Origin of the sequence: Bacillus sp. AFS023182 (genome assembly GCF_002560575.1) — a bacterium.
GTDB lineage: Bacteria > Bacillota > Bacilli > Bacillales > Bacillaceae_G > Bacillus_A > Bacillus_A arachidis.
In genome coordinates this window covers 1-19,457 of the sequence record NZ_NTRO01000013.1, presented here as the reverse complement: position 1 = coordinate 19,457, position 19,457 = coordinate 1, and the positions used below count along the sequence as shown (strand labels likewise).

Annotated in this window: 19 protein-coding genes, 1 pseudogene and 1 other annotated feature; of the genes and pseudogenes, 7 read left to right on the top strand and 13 right to left on the bottom strand. The window is 35.3% G+C overall.

The window, feature by feature from the left end; translation table 11 throughout:
- Window positions 1–294: 294 nt before the first annotated feature.
- The 3 genes from CN288_RS06645 (at window position 295) to CN288_RS06635 (ending at window position 2,768) form a co-directional block, all read left to right on the top strand.
- Window positions 295–645, top strand: a complete 351-nt coding sequence (locus tag CN288_RS06645) for a winged helix-turn-helix transcriptional regulator (protein WP_026594117.1) — start codon at window positions 295–297, stop codon at window positions 643–645.
- 459 nt (window positions 646–1,104) lie between these two features.
- Window positions 1,105–1,545, top strand: coding sequence for a DUF1641 domain-containing protein (locus CN288_RS06640; protein ID WP_026594116.1), 441 nt, complete (start codon window positions 1,105–1,107; stop codon window positions 1,543–1,545).
- A gap of 44 nt (window positions 1,546–1,589) precedes the next feature.
- Complete coding sequence (locus CN288_RS06635) at window positions 1,590–2,768, top strand: NAD(P)/FAD-dependent oxidoreductase (protein WP_026594115.1); 1,179 nt, start codon at window positions 1,590–1,592, stop codon at window positions 2,766–2,768.
- Between the two features lie 196 nt (window positions 2,769–2,964).
- Here the strand turns inward: CN288_RS06635 and tyrS are convergent, their stop codons facing one another.
- The 6 genes from tyrS to CN288_RS06610 all read right to left on the bottom strand — a co-directional run bounded on the left by tyrS (window position 2,965) and on the right by CN288_RS06610 (window position 8,443).
- Window positions 2,965–4,227, bottom strand: coding sequence for a tyrosine--tRNA ligase (gene tyrS, locus CN288_RS06630; RefSeq protein WP_098302009.1), 1,263 nt, complete (start codon window positions 4,225–4,227; stop codon window positions 2,965–2,967).
- Between the two features lie 65 nt (window positions 4,228–4,292).
- Window positions 4,293–4,514, bottom strand: a binding site (T-box leader).
- 105 nt (window positions 4,515–4,619) lie between these two features.
- On the bottom strand, window positions 4,620–5,537 hold the full coding sequence (gene murB, locus CN288_RS06625; RefSeq protein WP_026594113.1) for a UDP-N-acetylmuramate dehydrogenase: 918 nt from the start codon (window positions 5,535–5,537) through the stop codon (window positions 4,620–4,622).
- A gap of 28 nt (window positions 5,538–5,565) precedes the next feature.
- On the bottom strand, window positions 5,566–5,778 hold the full coding sequence (locus tag CN288_RS28205; RefSeq protein ID WP_141527933.1) for a hypothetical protein: 213 nt from the start codon (window positions 5,776–5,778) through the stop codon (window positions 5,566–5,568).
- A gap of 232 nt (window positions 5,779–6,010) precedes the next feature.
- On the bottom strand, window positions 6,011–7,405 hold the full coding sequence (locus CN288_RS06620) for a DUF4179 domain-containing protein (protein WP_026594112.1): 1,395 nt from the start codon (window positions 7,403–7,405) through the stop codon (window positions 6,011–6,013).
- Window positions 7,375–7,935: a sigma-70 family RNA polymerase sigma factor gene (locus CN288_RS06615; RefSeq protein WP_026594111.1), complete on the bottom strand. Its 561-nt coding sequence runs from the start codon at window positions 7,933–7,935 to the stop codon at window positions 7,375–7,377. Before CN288_RS06615 ends, CN288_RS06620 begins: the two co-directional genes overlap by 31 nt.
- Before the next feature lie 112 nt (window positions 7,936–8,047).
- Window positions 8,048–8,443: an SET domain-containing protein gene (locus CN288_RS06610; RefSeq protein WP_139265614.1), complete on the bottom strand. Its 396-nt coding sequence runs from the start codon at window positions 8,441–8,443 to the stop codon at window positions 8,048–8,050.
- A gap of 194 nt (window positions 8,444–8,637) precedes the next feature.
- Here CN288_RS06610 and CN288_RS06605 point away from each other — a divergent pair, with 194 nt between their 5' ends.
- Window positions 8,638–9,552 carry a phosphotransferase family protein gene (locus CN288_RS06605; RefSeq protein WP_098302008.1) on the top strand — a complete coding sequence of 305 codons (915 nt, stop codon included), beginning with the start codon at window positions 8,638–8,640 and terminating at the stop codon, window positions 9,550–9,552.
- Between the two features lie 135 nt (window positions 9,553–9,687).
- On the opposite strand, the gene CN288_RS06600 is transcribed toward CN288_RS06605, so the two are convergent.
- From CN288_RS06600 to CN288_RS06570, 6 genes are all read right to left on the bottom strand, one after another.
- Window positions 9,688–10,890, bottom strand: a complete 1,203-nt coding sequence (locus tag CN288_RS06600) for a Ger(x)C family spore germination protein (protein WP_090694843.1) — start codon at window positions 10,888–10,890, stop codon at window positions 9,688–9,690.
- Window positions 10,871–11,977, bottom strand: coding sequence for a spore germination protein (locus CN288_RS06595; RefSeq protein WP_090694840.1), 1,107 nt, complete (start codon window positions 11,975–11,977; stop codon window positions 10,871–10,873). Before CN288_RS06595 ends, CN288_RS06600 begins: the two co-directional genes overlap by 20 nt.
- Window positions 11,974–13,518: a spore germination protein gene (locus CN288_RS06590; protein WP_441296549.1), complete on the bottom strand. Its 1,545-nt coding sequence runs from the start codon at window positions 13,516–13,518 to the stop codon at window positions 11,974–11,976. The genes CN288_RS06595 and CN288_RS06590 overlap by 4 nt, the downstream gene beginning before the upstream one ends.
- Window positions 13,519–14,011: 493 nt before the next feature.
- The gene (gene speG / locus CN288_RS06580; protein ID WP_026594105.1) at window positions 14,012–14,530 is read right to left on the bottom strand and encodes a spermidine N1-acetyltransferase; all 519 of its coding nucleotides are present in this window, start codon (window positions 14,528–14,530) and stop codon (window positions 14,012–14,014) included.
- 197 nt (window positions 14,531–14,727) lie between these two features.
- Window positions 14,728–15,132, bottom strand: coding sequence for a phosphate-starvation-inducible protein PsiE (psiE, locus tag CN288_RS06575; protein ID WP_026594104.1), 405 nt, complete (start codon window positions 15,130–15,132; stop codon window positions 14,728–14,730).
- 176 nt (window positions 15,133–15,308) lie between these two features.
- Complete coding sequence (locus tag CN288_RS06570; RefSeq protein WP_098302007.1) at window positions 15,309–15,887, bottom strand: TetR/AcrR family transcriptional regulator; 579 nt, start codon at window positions 15,885–15,887, stop codon at window positions 15,309–15,311.
- A 146-nt stretch (window positions 15,888–16,033) separates the two neighbouring features.
- Here CN288_RS06570 and CN288_RS06565 point away from each other — a divergent pair, with 146 nt between their 5' ends.
- From CN288_RS06565 to CN288_RS06555, 3 genes and pseudogenes are all read left to right on the top strand, one after another.
- Window positions 16,034–17,509, top strand: coding sequence for an MDR family MFS transporter (locus tag CN288_RS06565; RefSeq protein ID WP_098302006.1), 1,476 nt, complete (start codon window positions 16,034–16,036; stop codon window positions 17,507–17,509).
- 231 nt (window positions 17,510–17,740) lie between these two features.
- Window positions 17,741–17,995, top strand: a complete 255-nt coding sequence (locus CN288_RS06560; RefSeq protein ID WP_090694830.1) for a hypothetical protein — start codon at window positions 17,741–17,743, stop codon at window positions 17,993–17,995.
- 309 nt (window positions 17,996–18,304) lie between these two features.
- Window positions 18,305–18,946, top strand: a pseudogene (locus CN288_RS06555) (peptide MFS transporter); the annotation flags it as partial.
- Between the two features lie 238 nt (window positions 18,947–19,184).
- Here CN288_RS06555 and CN288_RS06550 read toward each other — a convergent pair.
- The coding region (locus CN288_RS06550) for an LPXTG cell wall anchor domain-containing protein (protein WP_141527932.1) at window positions 19,185–19,457 on the bottom strand (273 nt) is incomplete at its 5' end.

Below are 19,457 nucleotides of genomic sequence, written 5' to 3'. Positions count from 1 at the left end.
GAAATCCAATCATAATAGTATGATAAAAAGGCCCTTTTATCTTCTAAAAAATATATTTAATACCTATAAACGCTATTATGAATGGTTTCATTCTTTTTTTGAAGAACGCACTTTAAAGTACTATAGGTACCAAAAAGTAACATAGGCACCTTTTAGTAACGTACTACTCATTTGCCTCTTACATATGCTATTATGAAACATGTTCAACATAAAAAACAGTACGTACTTTCAAGTACTATAGGCACTAAAAAGTAACATATGACTATAAAAGACTCATTAAAGGAGTTGTAATATATGAAGAAATACAACATTCCTGTAGAAGCAACCTTAGAAGTAATCGGCGGAAAATGGAAAGTCGTTATTCTTTGCCACTTAACAAAAGGGACAAAACGAACAAGTGAATTAAAACGCTTAATGCCTGGCATTACACAAAAGATGCTCACACAGCAATTGCGTGAATTAGAAGAAGATGGGGTTATTCAAAGGAAGGTATATAATCAAGTTCCACCAAAAGTAGAGTACTCACTTACTGAATATGGTTGGTCCTTAGAAGCGATTTTGGATTCTCTTTGCACATGGGGAGAATGCCATCTCGAAAAGAATGGGAATTCATCCATGCCTATCTCGCAAGTAGACCAATCCTAATCAAAAAAGGAAAAAATGAGTATTTATTTGCTCATTTTTTCCTTTTTTTCTCTATATTTAAGTACATTTTAAGTAATAATAAAATAAAATATATGCTTTTTTCCCTTGCAAATACTAGGTTACGGATTCAAAGTCAAATAATTAGGAATCATTTTTATGTTAACCTGGGTGTATATAGTATATAATATAAGATATATATTATATACACTTTCCGATAAAGGAACTTTCCATTATGCGGACAAGCCATGTATCGGACAGTTCATAAATAATTAGGTAAGGAATTATGGTTTTGGATTTATGATTATCTACTACTTGCAATCATAAATTTAAAGGCATTTTATTGCGTTTTGTGAAGCTTTGTATAAAGTTTTGCAAATTTTTGCTAACGCTTACCTGTTACTGGGGAATGTTTTATTCCTAAAAAAATAAGAGTATTGCTATCGTAAAGGAGAATTGGAGATGCCAGAAACTATGACTCAAACAAAGCCTGAACAAGAATCTTTACAAATTTCTGCTAGCCAAGGACAACTTGATGTACTTGATCAATTGTTAAAACCTGAGGTACAAGAATCATTAACTACACTAGTAGAACAGCTTCCAAAATTAACTGAGCTTGTTAACATTTTAACGAAGTCTTATGACTTTGCTCAAACTGTTGCTACTGATGAAGTATTAAAAAGCGACACTGTTGGCGCAATCCAAGAGATTGTAGAACCTGTCAAAGATACAGTGAAAAGCATGGCAGCAACTGCTATCGAAGCAAAAGATCGTGCTGATGAAAGCACTGAAGTTATCGGCCTTTTCGGTCTTTTAAAATTACTAAAAGATCCACAAGCACAAAAAATGTTCCGCTTCATCAATGCTTATCTTCAAATTAGTGCAGAACGCAATAATAAATAATTTATCTTATAACAACAATTAGTAAAGACGGGGGATATCATACTATGTCAAAACAAATTGTCATCTTAGGCGCTGGTTATGGCGGACTTCTTGCCGCTTTAAATGTACGTAAATATTACAGCAAATCAGAAGCACAAGTTACAGTGATTAACCAATACCCAACACACCAAATCATTACAGAACTACACCGCTTAGCAGCAGGTAACGTTTCTGAGCAAGCAATTGCAATGCCGCTTACAAAACTTTTCAAAGGCAAAGACATCGATCTTAAAATTGCAACTGTTGAGTCATTCTCTGTAGATAAAAAAGAAATAAAACTAGCTGGTGGCACTACTTTATCTTACGATGCACTTGTAGTTGCTTTAGGAAGTAAAACGGCTTACTTCGGTATTCCAGGACTAGAAGAAAACAGCATGGTATTAAAATCTGCTGCTGATGCAAACAAAATCTTCAAACACGTTGAAGATCGTATTCGTGAATACGCAAAAACAAAAAATGAGGCTGATGCTACAATCTTAATCGGTGGTGGCGGATTAACTGGCGTTGAGCTAGTTGGTGAACTTGCTGACATTATGCCTAAACTTGCAAAAAGCCACGGCGTAAATCCTAAAGAAGTAAAATTACTTCTTGTTGAAGCAGGTCCAAAAATCCTTCCAGTATTACCAGATGATTTAATTGAACGTGCAACTACTAGCTTAGAAGCACGCGGCGTTAAATTCTTAACAGGTCTTCCTGTAACAAACGTTGCAGGCAATGAGATTGACTTAAAAGACGGTCAAAAAATCGTTGCAAACACATTCGTTTGGACAGGCGGCGTACAAGGTAACCCATTGATCGGCGAATCAGGTCTTGAAGTAAACCGTGGCCGTGCAACTGTTGATGCATACCTACAATCTACTTCTCACAAAGATGTATTCGTTGCTGGAGACAGCGCTGTTGTCTTCGGTCCAGAAGGTCGCCCATACCCACCAACTGCACAAATCGCTTGGCAAATGGGTGAGTTAATTGGATACAACTTATACGCAGCACTAGAAGGCAAGGCATTCGAAGAGTTCGCACCAGTAAACTCTGGAACACTTGCAAGTCTAGGCCGTAAAGATGCTGTTGCTACAATCGGAGCAAGCTCAACTCCACTTAAAGGTCTACCAGCATCATTAATGAAAGAAGCAAGTAACGTTCGTTACTTATCACACATTAAAGGATTATTCAGCTTAGCTTACTAATCCAACTACTAGCCCGAATCATGATGAAACATGATTCGGGTTTTTTGTCCGTAATTATCTATATTATGTTTATTCGGCAAAAAGGCTAGATAAACCTCTTTAATAGTCCTAATATACTGATTTTTTTGTGGCGAAATTGTGTATACAGAAAAGTAGAAGCAAGGATCTCTCCTCACTTCCACCCTATATCCAAATTCTATGCTCCTAATTTCACCAAGCTGTAATTCTTTTTACCTTTACGGATAATGATAAATCTTCCATCGAATGAATTTTCTGCCGTAACATCTATATTCACATCCGTTACTTTATCTCCATTCATCAAGATTGCTCCATTATTAATATCTTCGCGCGCTTGACGTCTAGAAGGTTCAATTCCTAAATCAACTAACCACTCGACAATATTTTTTGTTTCTTTTGAAGTATGGAAAGTTGGCATATCTTTAAAACCTTGTTCAATTTCATCAGCAGTTAATGATTTAATATCCCCACTAAATAACGCTGCTGTAATTTTTAATGCTTGCGAAAGTGCGTGCTCACCATGAACAAATTTTGTCATTTCTTCAGCCAATACTTTTTGCGCCTCGCGTTTATGAGGCTCCGTTTGAACTTTAACTGCTAATTGATCAATTTTCTCTTTCGTTAAGAACGTAAAGTATTTCAAGTACTTAATGACATCACGATCATCTGTATTCACCCAGAACTGGTAGAACTCAAATGGCGTTGTTTTTGCAGAATCTAACCATACTGCTCCGCCTGCTGATTTACCAAACTTCGTACCATCTGATTTTAGTAATAACGGAATTGTTAATCCAAATACCTTTGCCTCATGCCCTTCTAATTTACGAATTAAATCTAAACCACTCGTAATGTTCCCCCACTGGTCACTACCACCAATCTGTAATTGGACACCTTCTTCTTTGTATAAGTGATGGAAATCCATCGCTTGTAAAATTTGATATGTGAATTCTGTAAATGAAATCCCTGTATCTAGACGACTAGCCACTATATCTTTCGCTAACATACTATTTATACTAAAGTTTTTACCGTAATCTCGTAAGAACTCGATAATATTGATTTGATGTGTCCATTCATAGTTGTTTACCATTTTCACTTCACTATTGCCACCGAAGTCAAATAGCTTTTTCATTTGCGCTGTTAATGCATCCACATTATGTTGTACTTGTTCCAATGTTTGTAACTGACGTTCTGTTTGACGTCCACTTGGATCACCGATTGTCCCTGTTGCCCCTCCAATTAAAATAACTGGTTGATGTCCAGCTAATTGAAACCGTTTCATCATCATAAACGGAATTAAGTGTCCAATATGCATACTGTCACCAGTTGGATCGACACCGCAGTATAAGGAAATCTTTTTCTCTTCTACTAGTTTGCGTAACCCTTCAGCATCTGTTTGTTGATTAACAGCATCGCGCCATTCTAATTCATCAATAATGTTCATGTCTTTCCATCCCCTTTAATTTAAATTTCCTATAAAAAACAAAAAGCCCCTATGTCTACACTAGACATAGGGACGATTATGAACCGTGTTACCACCCAGATTGCACGAATAGCGCCAATATTACTATTCATACCACTCTTAGCAATAATATCGATTGCTACTCCGCTTAGCATTACCTAAGATACTCCAGAGTGTAATTCACAAGTTTGTTTGTGCTAGGTTCCAGCAACCCCTAGCTCTCTCGATAACAGTGACAAACTGCTACTGGGCTCTTTCAACGTATTTCATATGTTAAATTATTAGCCATTATATTGAATTTATAATTCATTGTCAATAATAACCAAAAGGTATTTTGAAATAATTCGCATTTTTATGCGCCTTTATTTCAAAGATTATTGTATATCTTCTCCAATAATCCTTACTTCTCTCTCTAACTTCACACCGAATTTTTCTTCAACTGTTTTTTGTACAAAATGAATTAAATCGATATAATCTTGCGCGGTTCCATTATCAACGTTTACCATAAACCCAGCATGTTTTATTGAAACTTCTACGCCGCCAATTCGCTTTCCTTGCAGTCCTGATTCTTGAATAAGCTTACCAGCAAAGTTATTTGGCGGGCGCTTAAATACACTACCGCATGAAGGATACTCTAAAGGCTGTTTGGATTCACGTTTAAACGTTAAATCATCCATCTTTTCTTTAATCTCTTCACGTACACCTTCTGTAAGTTCAAATTTCGCTTCAAGTATAATGTAATGATTGTTAGCAAATGTACTTTTACGATATCCAAAATCAAAGTCGTCTTTCGTTAAAGTACGTAACTCTCCATCACCTGTCATTACAATAGCTTCCGTTAACACATACGCAATCTCACCGCCGTATGCACCGGCATTCATGTATAACGCTCCTCCAACTGAACCAGGTATACCACAAGCAAATTCAAGTCCTGTTAAACAGTGATCTAACGCAATTCGTGATACATCAATAATCGCCGCACCACATTGTGCTACAATCTTTGTTCCTGTCACAGTCACATCTGTAATATGAATTAAACTTACTGTAATCCCGCGAATACCACCGTCTTTTATAATCACATTAGAGCCGTTTCCTAAAAACGTAATTGGAATGTTATGTTCATTTGCATACTGTACAACTTGTTGAATTTCAGTATAGGTAGTAGGCTGTACAAATATATCTGCTTTTCCACCTACTTTTATATGCGTATGATTCTTTAACATTTCATCTTGTTTTACATGTTCTTCTGGTAATACTGTACGTAAATATTTATATACTTCCTGCATATTCATTCTATGATTCCTCTATTTCTATTAATAATTAATGGCCTATCCTCTCGATAGTTCCAGCATTCTTAAAACCATTTTCCTTATTCTCTTTCATTCCGCTTACAAGTTCATTTACTACACTACATGTAATGCCATGCTGAAAATAAGTAGATAATCGGCCACCACATAGATTACCTAAATAGTTTAGTAAGATAGCTTCCGTCTCTATCTTATCAAAAAATCGAGAAGAAAACTTTAGCTTCAAAAATTTTCCGGTATAACCAAGTTTAAGACAAAGAAACTTGAAATCTAATCTCTTCCTTTACAAAACTCTATTATATCGCATGTCAATGTGAAAAAATATGATTAAAGAAGGAACTTTTCAAACTGATAAAAATGTCGATATTTTGTCACATCAAGAATAGGCATTATAAAAATGTAAGGCTGTTGTAATATAAAAGATGCCGCTTTATATGTTAAGGGCATCCTTTTTTCGATTATTTTAATTGAATTTTGACTGGCGGTAATGATTTTTCAGGATGATATGGTGACATCTCTACTTCTAATACATAATTCTTTAAACTAAAATTCTTCACACCATATTCCCCATCTAGCTGAAATGTTGCTTGGAATTGTAATTTTTCCTTATTCAATACCTTCACATCGCTTCCCTTTATCACATGACCAATTGGTGCAAATTCCTTATCTACATATGAAGAATCCATTAAATTCATAACTTCCCCACAATTGATCAATTCATCCATAGACTTATGTTTTGTATCGGCATTTTGAAGTGTATATTGCACGATTAATCGCTGTTTTTTATGCTGAATTTTATTGACGACAACCTTTAAATCACTACGAGCACTTTTTATTTCAAATGGTGTCTTTTGATTTAAAGACTGAATAGATGGCTTTTCAGATAACCTCACATTTGGATGTAGCGTAATAAATTCTGCGTTCTCTGGAACTTGTCCAAAAATAGACCTTTCATCAGATTCAACCTGATTTCCAACCTTTTCTCTTCCAAATTCAATCCCAGATGTTTTAAAATCCATTTCATTACCTTTATCATCCGTCACCTTCTCAATTCTTGCCAAATCATTCTCTCCAGCAAGTGGATATATCGCTTTATAATCAATGGCAACAGACCCTTTTCCAACTGTAATCTTTTCAAAGTTCAATGTATGTTCTTTATCTTCACTACTTACGGATTGCTGAGGATGAATCATTTTATTCTCCAATTGTTGTACGGGAATATCAAATTTCCAAATTCCTTTTGTGTCTCCAATCGATGTAATCGTAATTGGTAATGTAGTATTTTTAGGAAGCTCTTTTTCTGGATAATTAATGTGTATATTCCCAAACCAACCGTCTTTTGTAATTTTCCCATCAAATGAAGCTGCACGCCCCCATTTCTCGCTTCCATCAACTAGTTTAAAATTATAGTAAAAACCATTGGCAACAGTATTCTTTAACTCTACTTCATCTGGATTATCTACTTTAAATGTAATCCCAATTCTACCACCATCATAATACACACTGTTCATCGTTACACTAATCCCATTGCTTACCGCTTGCTGGTTTAGTTCGGTTACAAGCTTACTTGCTGACAGATTTTGACCAATTGAATCATGAAAATGCGAATAGATTTTCCCAATAATCGGAACTTCCGCTAATACACGAGTCATTTGTGGAAATACAAATCCTGAGCCTAGTATCCCTATACAGATTGAAGCTGCAGTTAACACAGCAATTTTTCTTCTCTTATATATCTTTTTAACCGGTTTTTCTGCCTTTGCCCTAACAATCCCTTTTTGTATAGCCAGATTCAATTCTTGTTTCGGAACATCAATTTTATTTACTTCGTCATTAAACCACTGCTTATCCAATTCTCATCACTCCCCCCTAATAATTTTTTTAGAGACTTTCTCGCCCGGTGCAAATACGTCTTTACCGTTCCCTCCGGTATATTCATTTGCCAAGCAATTTTATTAATTGAAAAATCATAATAATAATATAAAATGATTACTGTTTGATAATTTTCATCCAACCTTTGAATCGCTTCCTGCAAATCAATATTTTGTTCAATTTGATGTAGTTTGTTTGGCATCCCGCCATATGTATCTGTTTCTCTTCCATCCTCTAGCTTCTTCACTTTTTTCTTTTCACCTAATAACTGATAGGCATGATGTATAAGAATACGTGTCAACCATGTCAAAAAATAGTTTGGTTTCTTTAATTGTTCTATGGATAAGTACGCTTTATACACCGTTTCTTGCACAACGTCCAGTGCATCTTCTTTATTCTGTACATACAGATACGCAGTGCGGTACAACTGATCTTGATATAGATGAATGAGCTGTTCGAAAGCTGCATCGTCACCTTTCCTTGCCTTTTTGACTAATTTTATTTCATCCATTGTATCCCCTCCTTTCACTTATTAGATAGATAAAAAGCCAGCTTGGTTTCAAAATTTTTTTTATTTCATGCAAAAAAGCACATCCAACTGAATGTGCTCTTTTTACACTTAATTACTTATCGTTTTCTTCTTTCTCCTTATCAAACCATAGTAACTCATCATCATCAACGTCACCATTGTAGTTGATCAGAATCTCTTCCCCTGCTTTTATATCCTTATAAGCATAGAAATCAAATGTATGATTATCAAAGTTAATTTCATACGTCGCATTTGGCTTGTAAGCATGATTAAATAGCATACCGTATCCTAAAAGGATTGCAGAATGATTTATCCCATACTCAAATGCGTAGTCAGCAAGTAGTGTTTTCTCTATAAATTGATGTTCTTCATTCGGATAAGAGATAACTGGTGCTTCATGTAGAAGTTCACCTTTTTTTATATCACGTGTTGCAAATACTCCTCTATTAAATTCTCCATCGCTCAATGTGGAAGTCTTGATTTCAATCATATTCGTCACCTATACATTTCTTTCTCTGAAGTATTTTGTCTTCTTAAGCTTGGCAGATAATGAGAAGAAAATCAATTGGTTTAATTTTTCCTTTTTATCTAATACTTATATTCCATTCCTCTAAAGACCATATATGATAATATGAAATTAACAGAATACTCCAAACTCGATTCTTGCAAATAAGGAGGGATAAAATGATTCATACGCAGTCCAAGGCAGAGGAATTAAAGGAGAAGTTATACATTATATTAGCTGACACGTATCCACACCTAGCAGTAAAACATTTAGACATCATAGGAAATGGTGTACAAAACGTTGTTTTTCGGGGCGATTCTGAAAAAGGCCCATTAGCTTTCCGTGTACCTTGGGAGCGTGAAGTGAACAACCTAAATGACGGGGTGTTTAGTAGCCGAATTTCCTTACAAAAAGAAGCTACACTTTCTAATTTTTGCTTTTCCAAAGGCCTTTCGGTACCAGAAATTCATGGATTACACCTTTCTACAGAATTAGATTTCTTAATTTCAAATTATGTAGCAACTGATTCTACCCCTGTTTCCGCCTGCAAAATTGGGGAAATCACTCGCAAGCTCCACAATATATCAATTCAGGATTTACCTTATCAAAATGAAAATGAGGAGTCTTGTAGTAAATTACTCGCTAAACGCCTTGTAACAAGAATAGAAGCATTCAATCGAATCGCGAATTATAACATTCAGTTACCAAATGAAACAGAAATTGAACAAATATTAAAAGAAGGAGATTCCTTAAAAAGATTGCTACATATGGACATTCGACCTGTGAACCTCATTGGTTATAACGGAGAAATAAAAGCAATCGTTGACTGGGATAATGCTTTGATTGGTCATCCACTATTAGACTTAATGAGAATATTAGAAACGAATGAACTCAATTGGGAGGAATTTAAAGAAGGGTATGGAAACAAGGACATTTTCAAATCTCTTTCTCCTATTGTCCGCTCGTTTTATCAACTGGACACAGCAGTGATGCTAGCTAACCTTTTTATTGATCGGCTGAAAATACCTGAGAAAGAACTACATTATAAAGAGCGCGTGAAGAAAATATGTAGAGAAATAAGAATAGCTTTATAAAGAGAATATATACGTATTTTCAACTTTCATATAGGAAATTGTAAACATAAAACATGTTGGCGGAAGGTCACTCACTATTCCACCAACATTTTTTCATTTATCTCATACTATGTCATGCAATAAAGAATCTCACTTCTAAATCCCTTCCGTACCATAGTCCTCAATAGTTAACTTTACGCTATATTTGATTGGAAGCTTACTAAATGTTTTATCCCAGTCTTTTTCAACCTTTTTCCATACTTTTGGGTACTCAATTTTTAATCTGTTACCGAAGCCAGCAACATCAACTTGATAATCCTTTTGAATTTTTTTTAATGTCCGCTTCACCAATCGATTCACTTCTTGTTCCGCAGATTTTTCTACACTTCTTAGAAATTTATTTTCAAAAGGTTCTCCTGAAGGGACCCAGTTTTCAGATAGCCGTCCCTCTGATTGGATGTTCACATCAAAAGAGATGTTATTTCCTTTAACGTGGGGTTGGATTTTGCTTTTCATAGATTTCACTTCATACAAGATGGGTTTTCTTGTCTTTTCATCAAAACTTTTCACCAAACCGCTTTTTCCTTTTCCAGTTATCCATGTTAAGCCTTCTAATTCATTTTCATTCAAAAAACCTCGTAGCTTTTTTGTCTTTCCTTTTATTACGGCAGCCCCCGCATATTTCACTTCTCCATTTACCGAAATCACATTTGGCAAAAGAAAACTAGCCCCTGATTTTATCTTCCCTGGTAATTTAGCAAGCGGCATGGGAGGTAAAATCCGTGATGATCTATATTGATTATCCGCAATTCCAAGCAAAATGAACGCTGGAATTTCTCCTGCTTCCCTCGATTTCAATGTCTCACTAGCTCGTCCTTTACTAATTAACACGAGGCAACTTGGTCTCATCTCATTATCACGGATATAAATATCCAGTAACTGCTTCAAACTATACATTCGTGCAAGACTTTCACTAACAACAATCACTTTCGTGTGATGAAAGATTATAGGACGCTGCCTTCTTAATGCGACTTCACGAATCGATTGATGAAGAGAATCTCCGGTTTCAGAAATATTCGTGTAGGCTTTTTGTTGTTCCCCTCCACCCTTTCCTTTACCTGATAATTCTGGTTTAACAAACTGATAGGTCGATGTTATAAGATTTCTTTTTCGATAACCTCCTCCATGTTCTTCTATCTCTTTCTCAACTTTCGTCTCCTTCCCTTTATCAAATGCCAACCCTACCGCGAACCCCTGCTCTTCAATTTCATGACTGCTCCAACACCCTGTAAGAGCCAGAAGCAAAAGAACTGATGATAAAGCCAAAAGAAGTCGTATATTATTCACACTTCGATTCATTCTTTCTCTTCCTCCATCTTGAAATTACAAGGAGAAGCAGTGGTAGGATACCAAACAATATCATCGCCGCATTACCAATCACATCTCCCAATTTAAATAGATCATTAATGTTTTTCGGAATTTGAGAAACGATATAAATAACCGGGAGTAACCCATACAAGAAGGAATGGATATTTTTATTAAAGAGCTGTGCCAGTCCCAAAGCAGCAGCATAATAGCAAATTGTATAAGTCGCGAAGATTTGCATAATCCATACCACAAGTAATAAAGACTCAAATCGCTCAAATATCAAACCAGGGAGTTCAAAACTTCGCATAAGATCGATCGTAGGCCATGTTCTCATTAATACCCCATCGACAGAAAACGTTCCTATAACCATCACAACTGTAGTGACATAAAAAATTAAGGGAATAGCAGTTCCGATTAGAACGACTTTTACAGCTTGGCGTGGTTGTTTCATAAATGCCAAAAGGAGCAACATAATTTCGGCACCTGAATATGCAAGCGTTGTTGTTTTTAAACCTTTTAGTACTGGGATAATCCCTAACCCTAATACAGGACGAAGATTGTCTATCTCAAATATTCCAATGCTCATAAAGGAAGTGAGCAAGAAAATAAAGACTGTAATTGGAAATATAATTTCAAATAAACGTGCTATTGAGTTTATTCCGCCTAGGTTTAAATAGAGACTCACCCACATAAATGGCATGATAATAGCCCACCCAGGTGTTCCTTCCAGTAAAAAGAAACTTGTTATTCCTTCCAGCGTTTTGACTTCAAATGAAGAAAGCATAAAAAAGTAACCTACAATAAATAGACTAAGTATCGCTCCTACCCATTTCCCTACAATTTCTTGATTATATTGATAAAATGTTTTTCCAGGAAATTGTTGACTTAATTTGACCATGATTATCCCTGCAACCATCGCAATTAACCCGCCTAAAATAACGGTTATCCAAACATCTGGTGTGTTTACTTTCTCAGCAGCTGTTCTAGGCAAGGTGAGAATTCCTACTGCGAGTATATAATTGATAAGAATGACAGCCGCTTGCGAAGTCGGAATTCGATCTTTAGAGTTGGTAATCACCCCTCTTCACTTCCTTTTCGTATCGAATCTTTCATATTCATCATTTTGGGACGGCGTTTCATCATTTGAAGTGGCATGCGAATCACGAAATCTTTCCAATCACTTAAATGATAAACAACAGCTGGACTGGCATAGGGTACGCCGAAACTCTTCAATCTCGCTATATGACTGCATAGAACGAGAAAAAACAGAATGACTCCGTATAGTCCAAATATGGCAGCGCAAAACATGGCTACAAAGCGAAGGATCCGTAGTGGAATTGCCGCACTATAATGAGCGAGCGCAAAGGAAGAAATAGCAGTGGCCGCTACTACAATTACCATAATTGGACTAATAATTCCCGCTTCTACGGCAGCCTGTCCAATGATTAATCCACCGACAATTCCCATCGCTGAACCAATCGGCTTAGGCAGGCGTAGCCCTGCTTCCCGCAAAATTTCGATGGCTATTTCCATAAATAATGCCTCTATAATTGCAGGAAACGGAACTCCTTCCCGTCCCCCAAGAATTGAAATAGCCAACTTGGTCGGAATTAATCCAGGATGAAATGAGATAAAGGAAATGTACAAAGCAGGTGCAAAAAGAGAAATAATAGCTGCTCCAAAGCGCAATAAACGGATAAACGTACCTGGAATCCAACGTTCATAGTAATCTTCCGGCGATTGCATCAGCATGCTAAATGTAACTGGAACAATCAGGGCAAAAGGTGTTCCATCCAATAAAATCGCAACACGCCCTTCCATCAACGCTGCGATGACGCGATCAGGGCGCTCCGTACTCTGTGCTTGTGGAAACGGGCTGAGGTAATTATCTTCGATGAGCTGCTCCACATATCCTGATTCTGGCACATTATCAATATTGATTTTCTGAATTCTTTTCTTAACCTCTTCTACCAATTCCGAATCAGCAATCTCTTTCATATAGGCAATAACCAACTCTTTTTTTGCCCGCTCTCCTACATGAAATTTTGTTAATGACAATCCCTCATTTTCGCCATGTAGCCGTAAAAGAGCGGTATTATCAGACAAAACTTCTGTGAAACCTACCCGTGGACCTCTAACTGATCCCTCTGATATGGGCTCTTCAACATTGCGTGTTTTCCCTTTTTTTGTACCAAGAATTAATACACCTGCTAATCCATCAACTAAAAGTGCAGTTGAACCTATCAACACTTTTGCCATCAACTCTTTTATAGAATAGACTTCTTCTACCTCACTAATAGAAAGGACGCGATTCTTAATAAACTCTTTTGAAATGGTACCCTCCACATAAGATGGTGCACTCTTATATTCTTCATAAAAATTAAACATCAATGACTTCAAAATATGCATATTAATGAGATCCTTATCCGACAGTCCTTCCACAAAAACAAGCGCCGCTCGAATATTTGTCCCCCCTATGTTAAACTCTCGAAAGTGGGCATCCGAGTTATAACTAACTTCTTTTTTTACAAGCTCTAGATCCAAGGTAAAATCGCCTGTAAAATAATCTGTTACGTTTTGAAAAGGCTTATCCTGATATGTATCGGTTTGTTGCTCCATCTTTGATTCCTTCTCTTTCATCCTCATCACTCTTTCTCTAATGTACGGATCCAACTAAAAACTCTTGAGGTCACATAAGGAACGAAAAATACGATAAAAGTTTGCACAAACACTTTCCAATCTGGAAGATAAGAAACAAGCGTTTTCCACATTTTAATCACCCAATATCCGCAGTTGACACTGCGATTTCTCACCCTAATTGGAATTTCTTAAGCATTATTATGTCTGATGTACGGAAATTTAATCCATTCAAAGCTTTATCATTACTTTCTTTTTGATATTAGCCTTCTACTATCAAAAACTTATAATTGGATGTATGATTAGACAAAAAAGCCCATCTTTTTATAAAGATTGAGCCTTCTTTGTTTATTACTAACGATGAAGCATACCCTTGGACAATCAAAAAAGGAAGCATAACCCTAAGTTATGCTTCCTTTTATATATTTAAAACGGTACATGAAATAAATATTTATTTTTCATCATACATTAAAACTTATGATTTCATTTCTAAATATTGATGTTGGAAAATGCACATTCTAATCGCATTATGATAGTCACCATCAACGAAAAATTCATCCTGCAACTCACCTTCAATGATAAAGCCGACTTTTTTGTAAATATGCGTAGCCTTTTCATTTTCTTTATCCACTACTAAATAAAGTTTGTGCATATTTAATACTGAAAAGGCGTAATCCATCGCTAAACGGGTTGCGCACGCTGCATAACCATATCCTTGATACTTTGGATCAATGATAATTTGAAATTCTGTTCTTCGATGAATGTAATCAATCTCCACTAATTCAACTAACCCAATCATATTATTATCTTTTTCTACTATAAACCGGCGTTCACTTTGATCATGAATGTGCTTATCATATAGATCCTGCAACTCCACAAAAGCTTCATACGGTTCTTCAAACCAATAAGACATAATATGTGCATTGTTGTTAAGTTCATGAACAAATTTCAAATCTTCTCGTTCTAATGGGCGCAGTTTAAGTTCTTGACTCATTTTTCAATCTCCATTCTTCCACTTAATTTCTTAACAGTTTTCATTTCAAAACGCTCCTTTACAGCTCTCTACTCACATTCTAATCCTTCAAGTAACTTGAAGGTCAAGGAGGAAGTAAATATGCGTTTTGTCTCTTTTCATCACTATAATAAAAAAAGTAGTGCGAACCAACTGCTTGGCTTGCACTACTTCTTTATTTAATGTTTCTTCAAATCCCTCATATTAGATATATATAAAGCAATAACTAAAATAAGAATAGCACCTGCATATAATAATGTTTCAAGTGGTTCCTCATGAGAAACGATAATCAATCGAATTAGCGCTGTAATTCCAATATAAATAAAATAACGTAACGGAAAGTGATAATTCGATTTGAAGTACTTAATAATTAATGCAATAAATTCAAAGTATAAAAAGTAAACAATAATACTTTCAACTAATTTATAGGACGTATATTTTTTTGTGGAAAATATGTATTGTATAAATGTGATCGTTTCATTAATTAAAAAGATAGATAAAACAATGGATAATATGATAAGGGCTATATTTAATATCCATTGTAAGACACTGGCAATAAATTCATCGACATTAAATGATCGCATTTTCTAGCACTCCTCTATATGTAACTCATACTCATACATTATAGCAAAATTATCCTAACATATAAATTTTAGAAGTGTTAAATCATACTTCCATACATCCCCTGTCTCAGAAATGTCTCTATCAGATTTTACCGAAAGAGTACCCCTGCTTCAAACGAAGTTAAATGGGGGAGTATTCATTCATTCTCTTTCAATTGAAAAATATCTTGATTAATCATTTCATGAAAGTATCTATCCATTTCTTCTGCTGAAACATTTTTTCTATTTTGAAGCCACCATGCACTTAATGTTGTAATTACCCCCGAATAAAATTCGATAATTAACTCCATTGGTATCGTATGATTTTTACAAATCCGATTTAATTCTTGATTCTCCTGTTTCTTCATTTCACGAGTTTGATAATTTATGAAGCTAATAAATTGTTCATCATCCATTTGTGACTCTAATATTTTACCAATTTTTTCATGTTGCAAGAACTGTTCCATCACTTGAAACGGTTTAGTTAATCGATCTAAAAGTGGTATAGTAAAAGCTTTCTCTTGATATTGTTTAAATCCAAATGCCAATAACCCATCTTTATCTTCAAAATGTTTATAAAATGTTGTTCGATGCACCATCGCACGATCACAGATTTGGTTGATGGTAATGGAACTATATTTCTGTTTTGACTGTGTCATTAATTCAAATAAAGACTCCCACAATAGCTTATGTGTACGTCTAACACGTAAATCCAGCTGTTCCTCATTATTTTTCATCTACACTTCTCCTTTTCTGTAGATTAATTATACAACTACTGAAAATTGATTCTTTATCTTTTAATCTACACATGTATATTATATTACATGTGATCTTTTGTATACAAATGTATTAAAAATAAAGAAAGTGAGAGGAAAATCAATAAATGAATATAACAACTACTAGCTCTACAAGTAGTAAAATTGACACTTCTAATATTAAACATGCCCCCATTTTAATTGCATTACTTTTAGGTGCAATGGTCGCATTATTAAACGAGACGTTACTCGGTAATGCTTTAACCGTATTAATGAGAGAATTTGATGTCACAGCTTCAACAATTCAATGGCTTTCTACAGCTTACATGTTAGTTGTTGGAGTTTTAGTACCAATTACAGCCTTACTCCAACAATGGTTCACAACAAGACAAATGTTCTTAACGGCCATGTTAACATTTTTAGTCGGTACATTGATCGCTGGGTTCGCACCGACATTTTCCGTTTTATTAATCGGTCGTATTGTCCAAGCAATCGCTACTGGTTTAATTTCACCATTACTAATGAATACGATTTTAATTATTTGTCCACCTGAAAAACGCGGTGCCACAATGGGCTTAATCGCACTTGTTATGATGTCTGCCCCAGCAATTGGTCCTACATTATCCGGAATGATCGTTGATTCACTTAGCTGGCGCTGGTTATTCTACCTTGTTATTCCTATCGTAATCATTTCCATATTAATTGGAATGAAGTACCTTCAAAATGTCACCGAGTTAACACAACCAAAAGTTGATTACTTATCCATTCTTTTATCAACATTAGGTTTCGGTGGTATTGTATATAGCTTTAGTTCTTCAGGTGATTTAGGATGGTCAGATCCGAAGGTTTATTACACTTTAATTATCGGGATTATATCGTTATTCATTTTTGTTGTTCGTCAATTAAAAATCGATAATCCAATTTTAGAACTACGAGCATTTAAATTTCCAATGTTTACTTTATCAGTTGGTTTAATAGTCATCGTCATGATGTCACTGTTTTCAACAATGACCTTATTACCAATGTTCTTACAAACCGTTTTACTTGTTACAGCCTTTAAATCAGGGCTCATCATGCTACCGGGGAGTATTATTAGCGCCATAATGGGACCGATTGCAGGTAAATTATTTGATAAATTTAGTCCAAAGGCTATTATCATCCCTGGCCTTGTATTAGTAGCTATTGCAATGTGGCTATTCAAGGGCATTAATCCAGAGACAACATTGACACAAATTATCTTAATGCACAGCATATTAATGGTTGGGCTCATGTTTGTGATGACAGCACAAACATATGGTTTAAATCAATTGACACCAGAGCTTTACCCACACGGCACAGCGCTCTTTAATACATTACAGCAAGTAGCTGGTGCAATTGGTACGGCTATATTTATATCTAAAATGTCTTCAGGTACAACTGAATATATGCAAAACTCAACAAACCCAATGAATCCAGTAGAAAAGTTAAACGGCTTAACATCGGGATTCCAAGGGGCATTCATGCTCGGGTTAATCTTTATAATTATTGCCCTCGTTGTATCGTTTTTCTTAAAAGGACAGAAAAAGGAAGCAAAAGCCACTCAGCTCTTACACAATGAAAATTAGAAGATCCTAAATTTTGTATTAGCCGCTGATTGATTAAATACGAACACCAAAAAGACATCTTTACGAGTTAAAGATGTCTTTACAAAATGAACAATACGACCTACTTTTAGGGTTAAATGTAAATTCAACTGCTCTTAATGTTGATTTTTATACGTATGCTTATTAAATGAATTTCGAAAAATCTAATGTCTCTTTATGAGCGTTTACGATTAGTTTGAAAGAGGTGCTACCATGATAAAAGTAACTGAATCCTCAGTAAAAAAGGCACGCATAGACTACGAATTATTGAAGGAAACAAGACATACGAAAGCTATATTATTTCGGTTATACGAAGACGCTGGCGATAAAATCGATAGACTTTCTATTATACGGACTTACCCTAGCGAAGCATTCGTTGTTGCAGAAAAAAACGCTCCACATTTAGTAGAACAAGGTGGCATTCACCAATTATTTCAGATAATTGATGAACAAGGCATCTTATCCTGATGCTTTTAATAACATATTCATAAAATCTTACATAGGGATGATTACAATTAACAAACCAAAATGATTCGATTTTTTAAGACTACAGGCACATCATTCATTATATAAGAAAAAAATTATACATCAGCAATATTCTTTTATGAGCTATATTGCTCATCCTTCAACCCTTTCACGATAAGCAGAATTTCTAATTTCCAAGTGTAATTACAAAATTCAAGTACGAGATACCTTTCAATATTCTGCTTTCAATCCTCAACATTTACGTTATACTAAAATAATATATAAATATACGAAGGAGAAAGCGTTATGGATATGAAAGAAAAACAAACAATGATGGAGAATATCCCTCAAACGGGCTTTTTTGGTCACCCTAAAGGTTTATTCACTTTATTTTTCACCGAGTTTTGGGAGAGGTTTTCTTATTATGGAATGAGAGCCATTTTACTTTACTATATGTACTATTCCATTGCAAAAGGTGGATTAGGAATTGATCAAGCTACTGCCACTTCCATCATGGCAATTTACGGCTCTCTATTATACATGTCTAGTGTTATCGGTGGCTGGGTTTCTGATCGTTTACTCGGTTCAAGTAAAACAGTCTTTTGGGGTGGGGTTTTAATTATGATTGGCCACCTTATTCTAGCATTGCCGGGTAGTATCATTACTTTATTTATTTCTATGGTATTTTTAATACTTGGGACAGGATTATTAAAACCAAATATCTCTAGCATCGTTGGAAATTTATATCATGAATCAGATACACGTCGAGACTCTGGTTTTAGTATTTTCTATATGGGCATTAATTTAGGTGCTCTTGTAGCTCCTTTAGTTGTTGGTACATTAGGTCAACAATATAACTTCCATGTTGGTTTTGGCGTTGCAGCAATTGGTATGGTAGTAGGTTTAGCACTATTTGTTTTGACGAAAAAAAAGACTCTTGGAGTAGCTGGTACGATACCAATTTCTTTATTTTTATAAATGGCATTTTTGTCTCATTGTCACTTTTTGATTCCCTTCGCATAAAAACATTACACACTCAGCAATCGTATTCTCTATTCACTCCATTTGATTCACCTCACCACCTTCACATATGTTTAGAGGTGGGAGTCCTCTCGAAAGATATGATAGATAGAGTGAATTGAAAAAAACGGACTATTATCTTCTAATAGCCCGTTCAAATAGTCACATCATTTTAGTTCCATTTTCTTTTATTTATTACTAGTATTAATAAAGCAAATACTAACAACATTCCACCTATATATGGTAGGTATGACACATGCCCATCAGTCTGTGGTAATGTTTTCTTACGTTCTTCTATTTTTTCTTGTTCTTTTACTTTTGATTCGTGTAAATTATTTTCTTCTTCCGTTACATTTGGGTTTTCTGGAGTTGGGTTTTTCTCTAACTCTTCCGTTGTTCCCCACTGCTCTTTAGATTCTGTTTCCTCCCCTTGCCCCTCTATAGT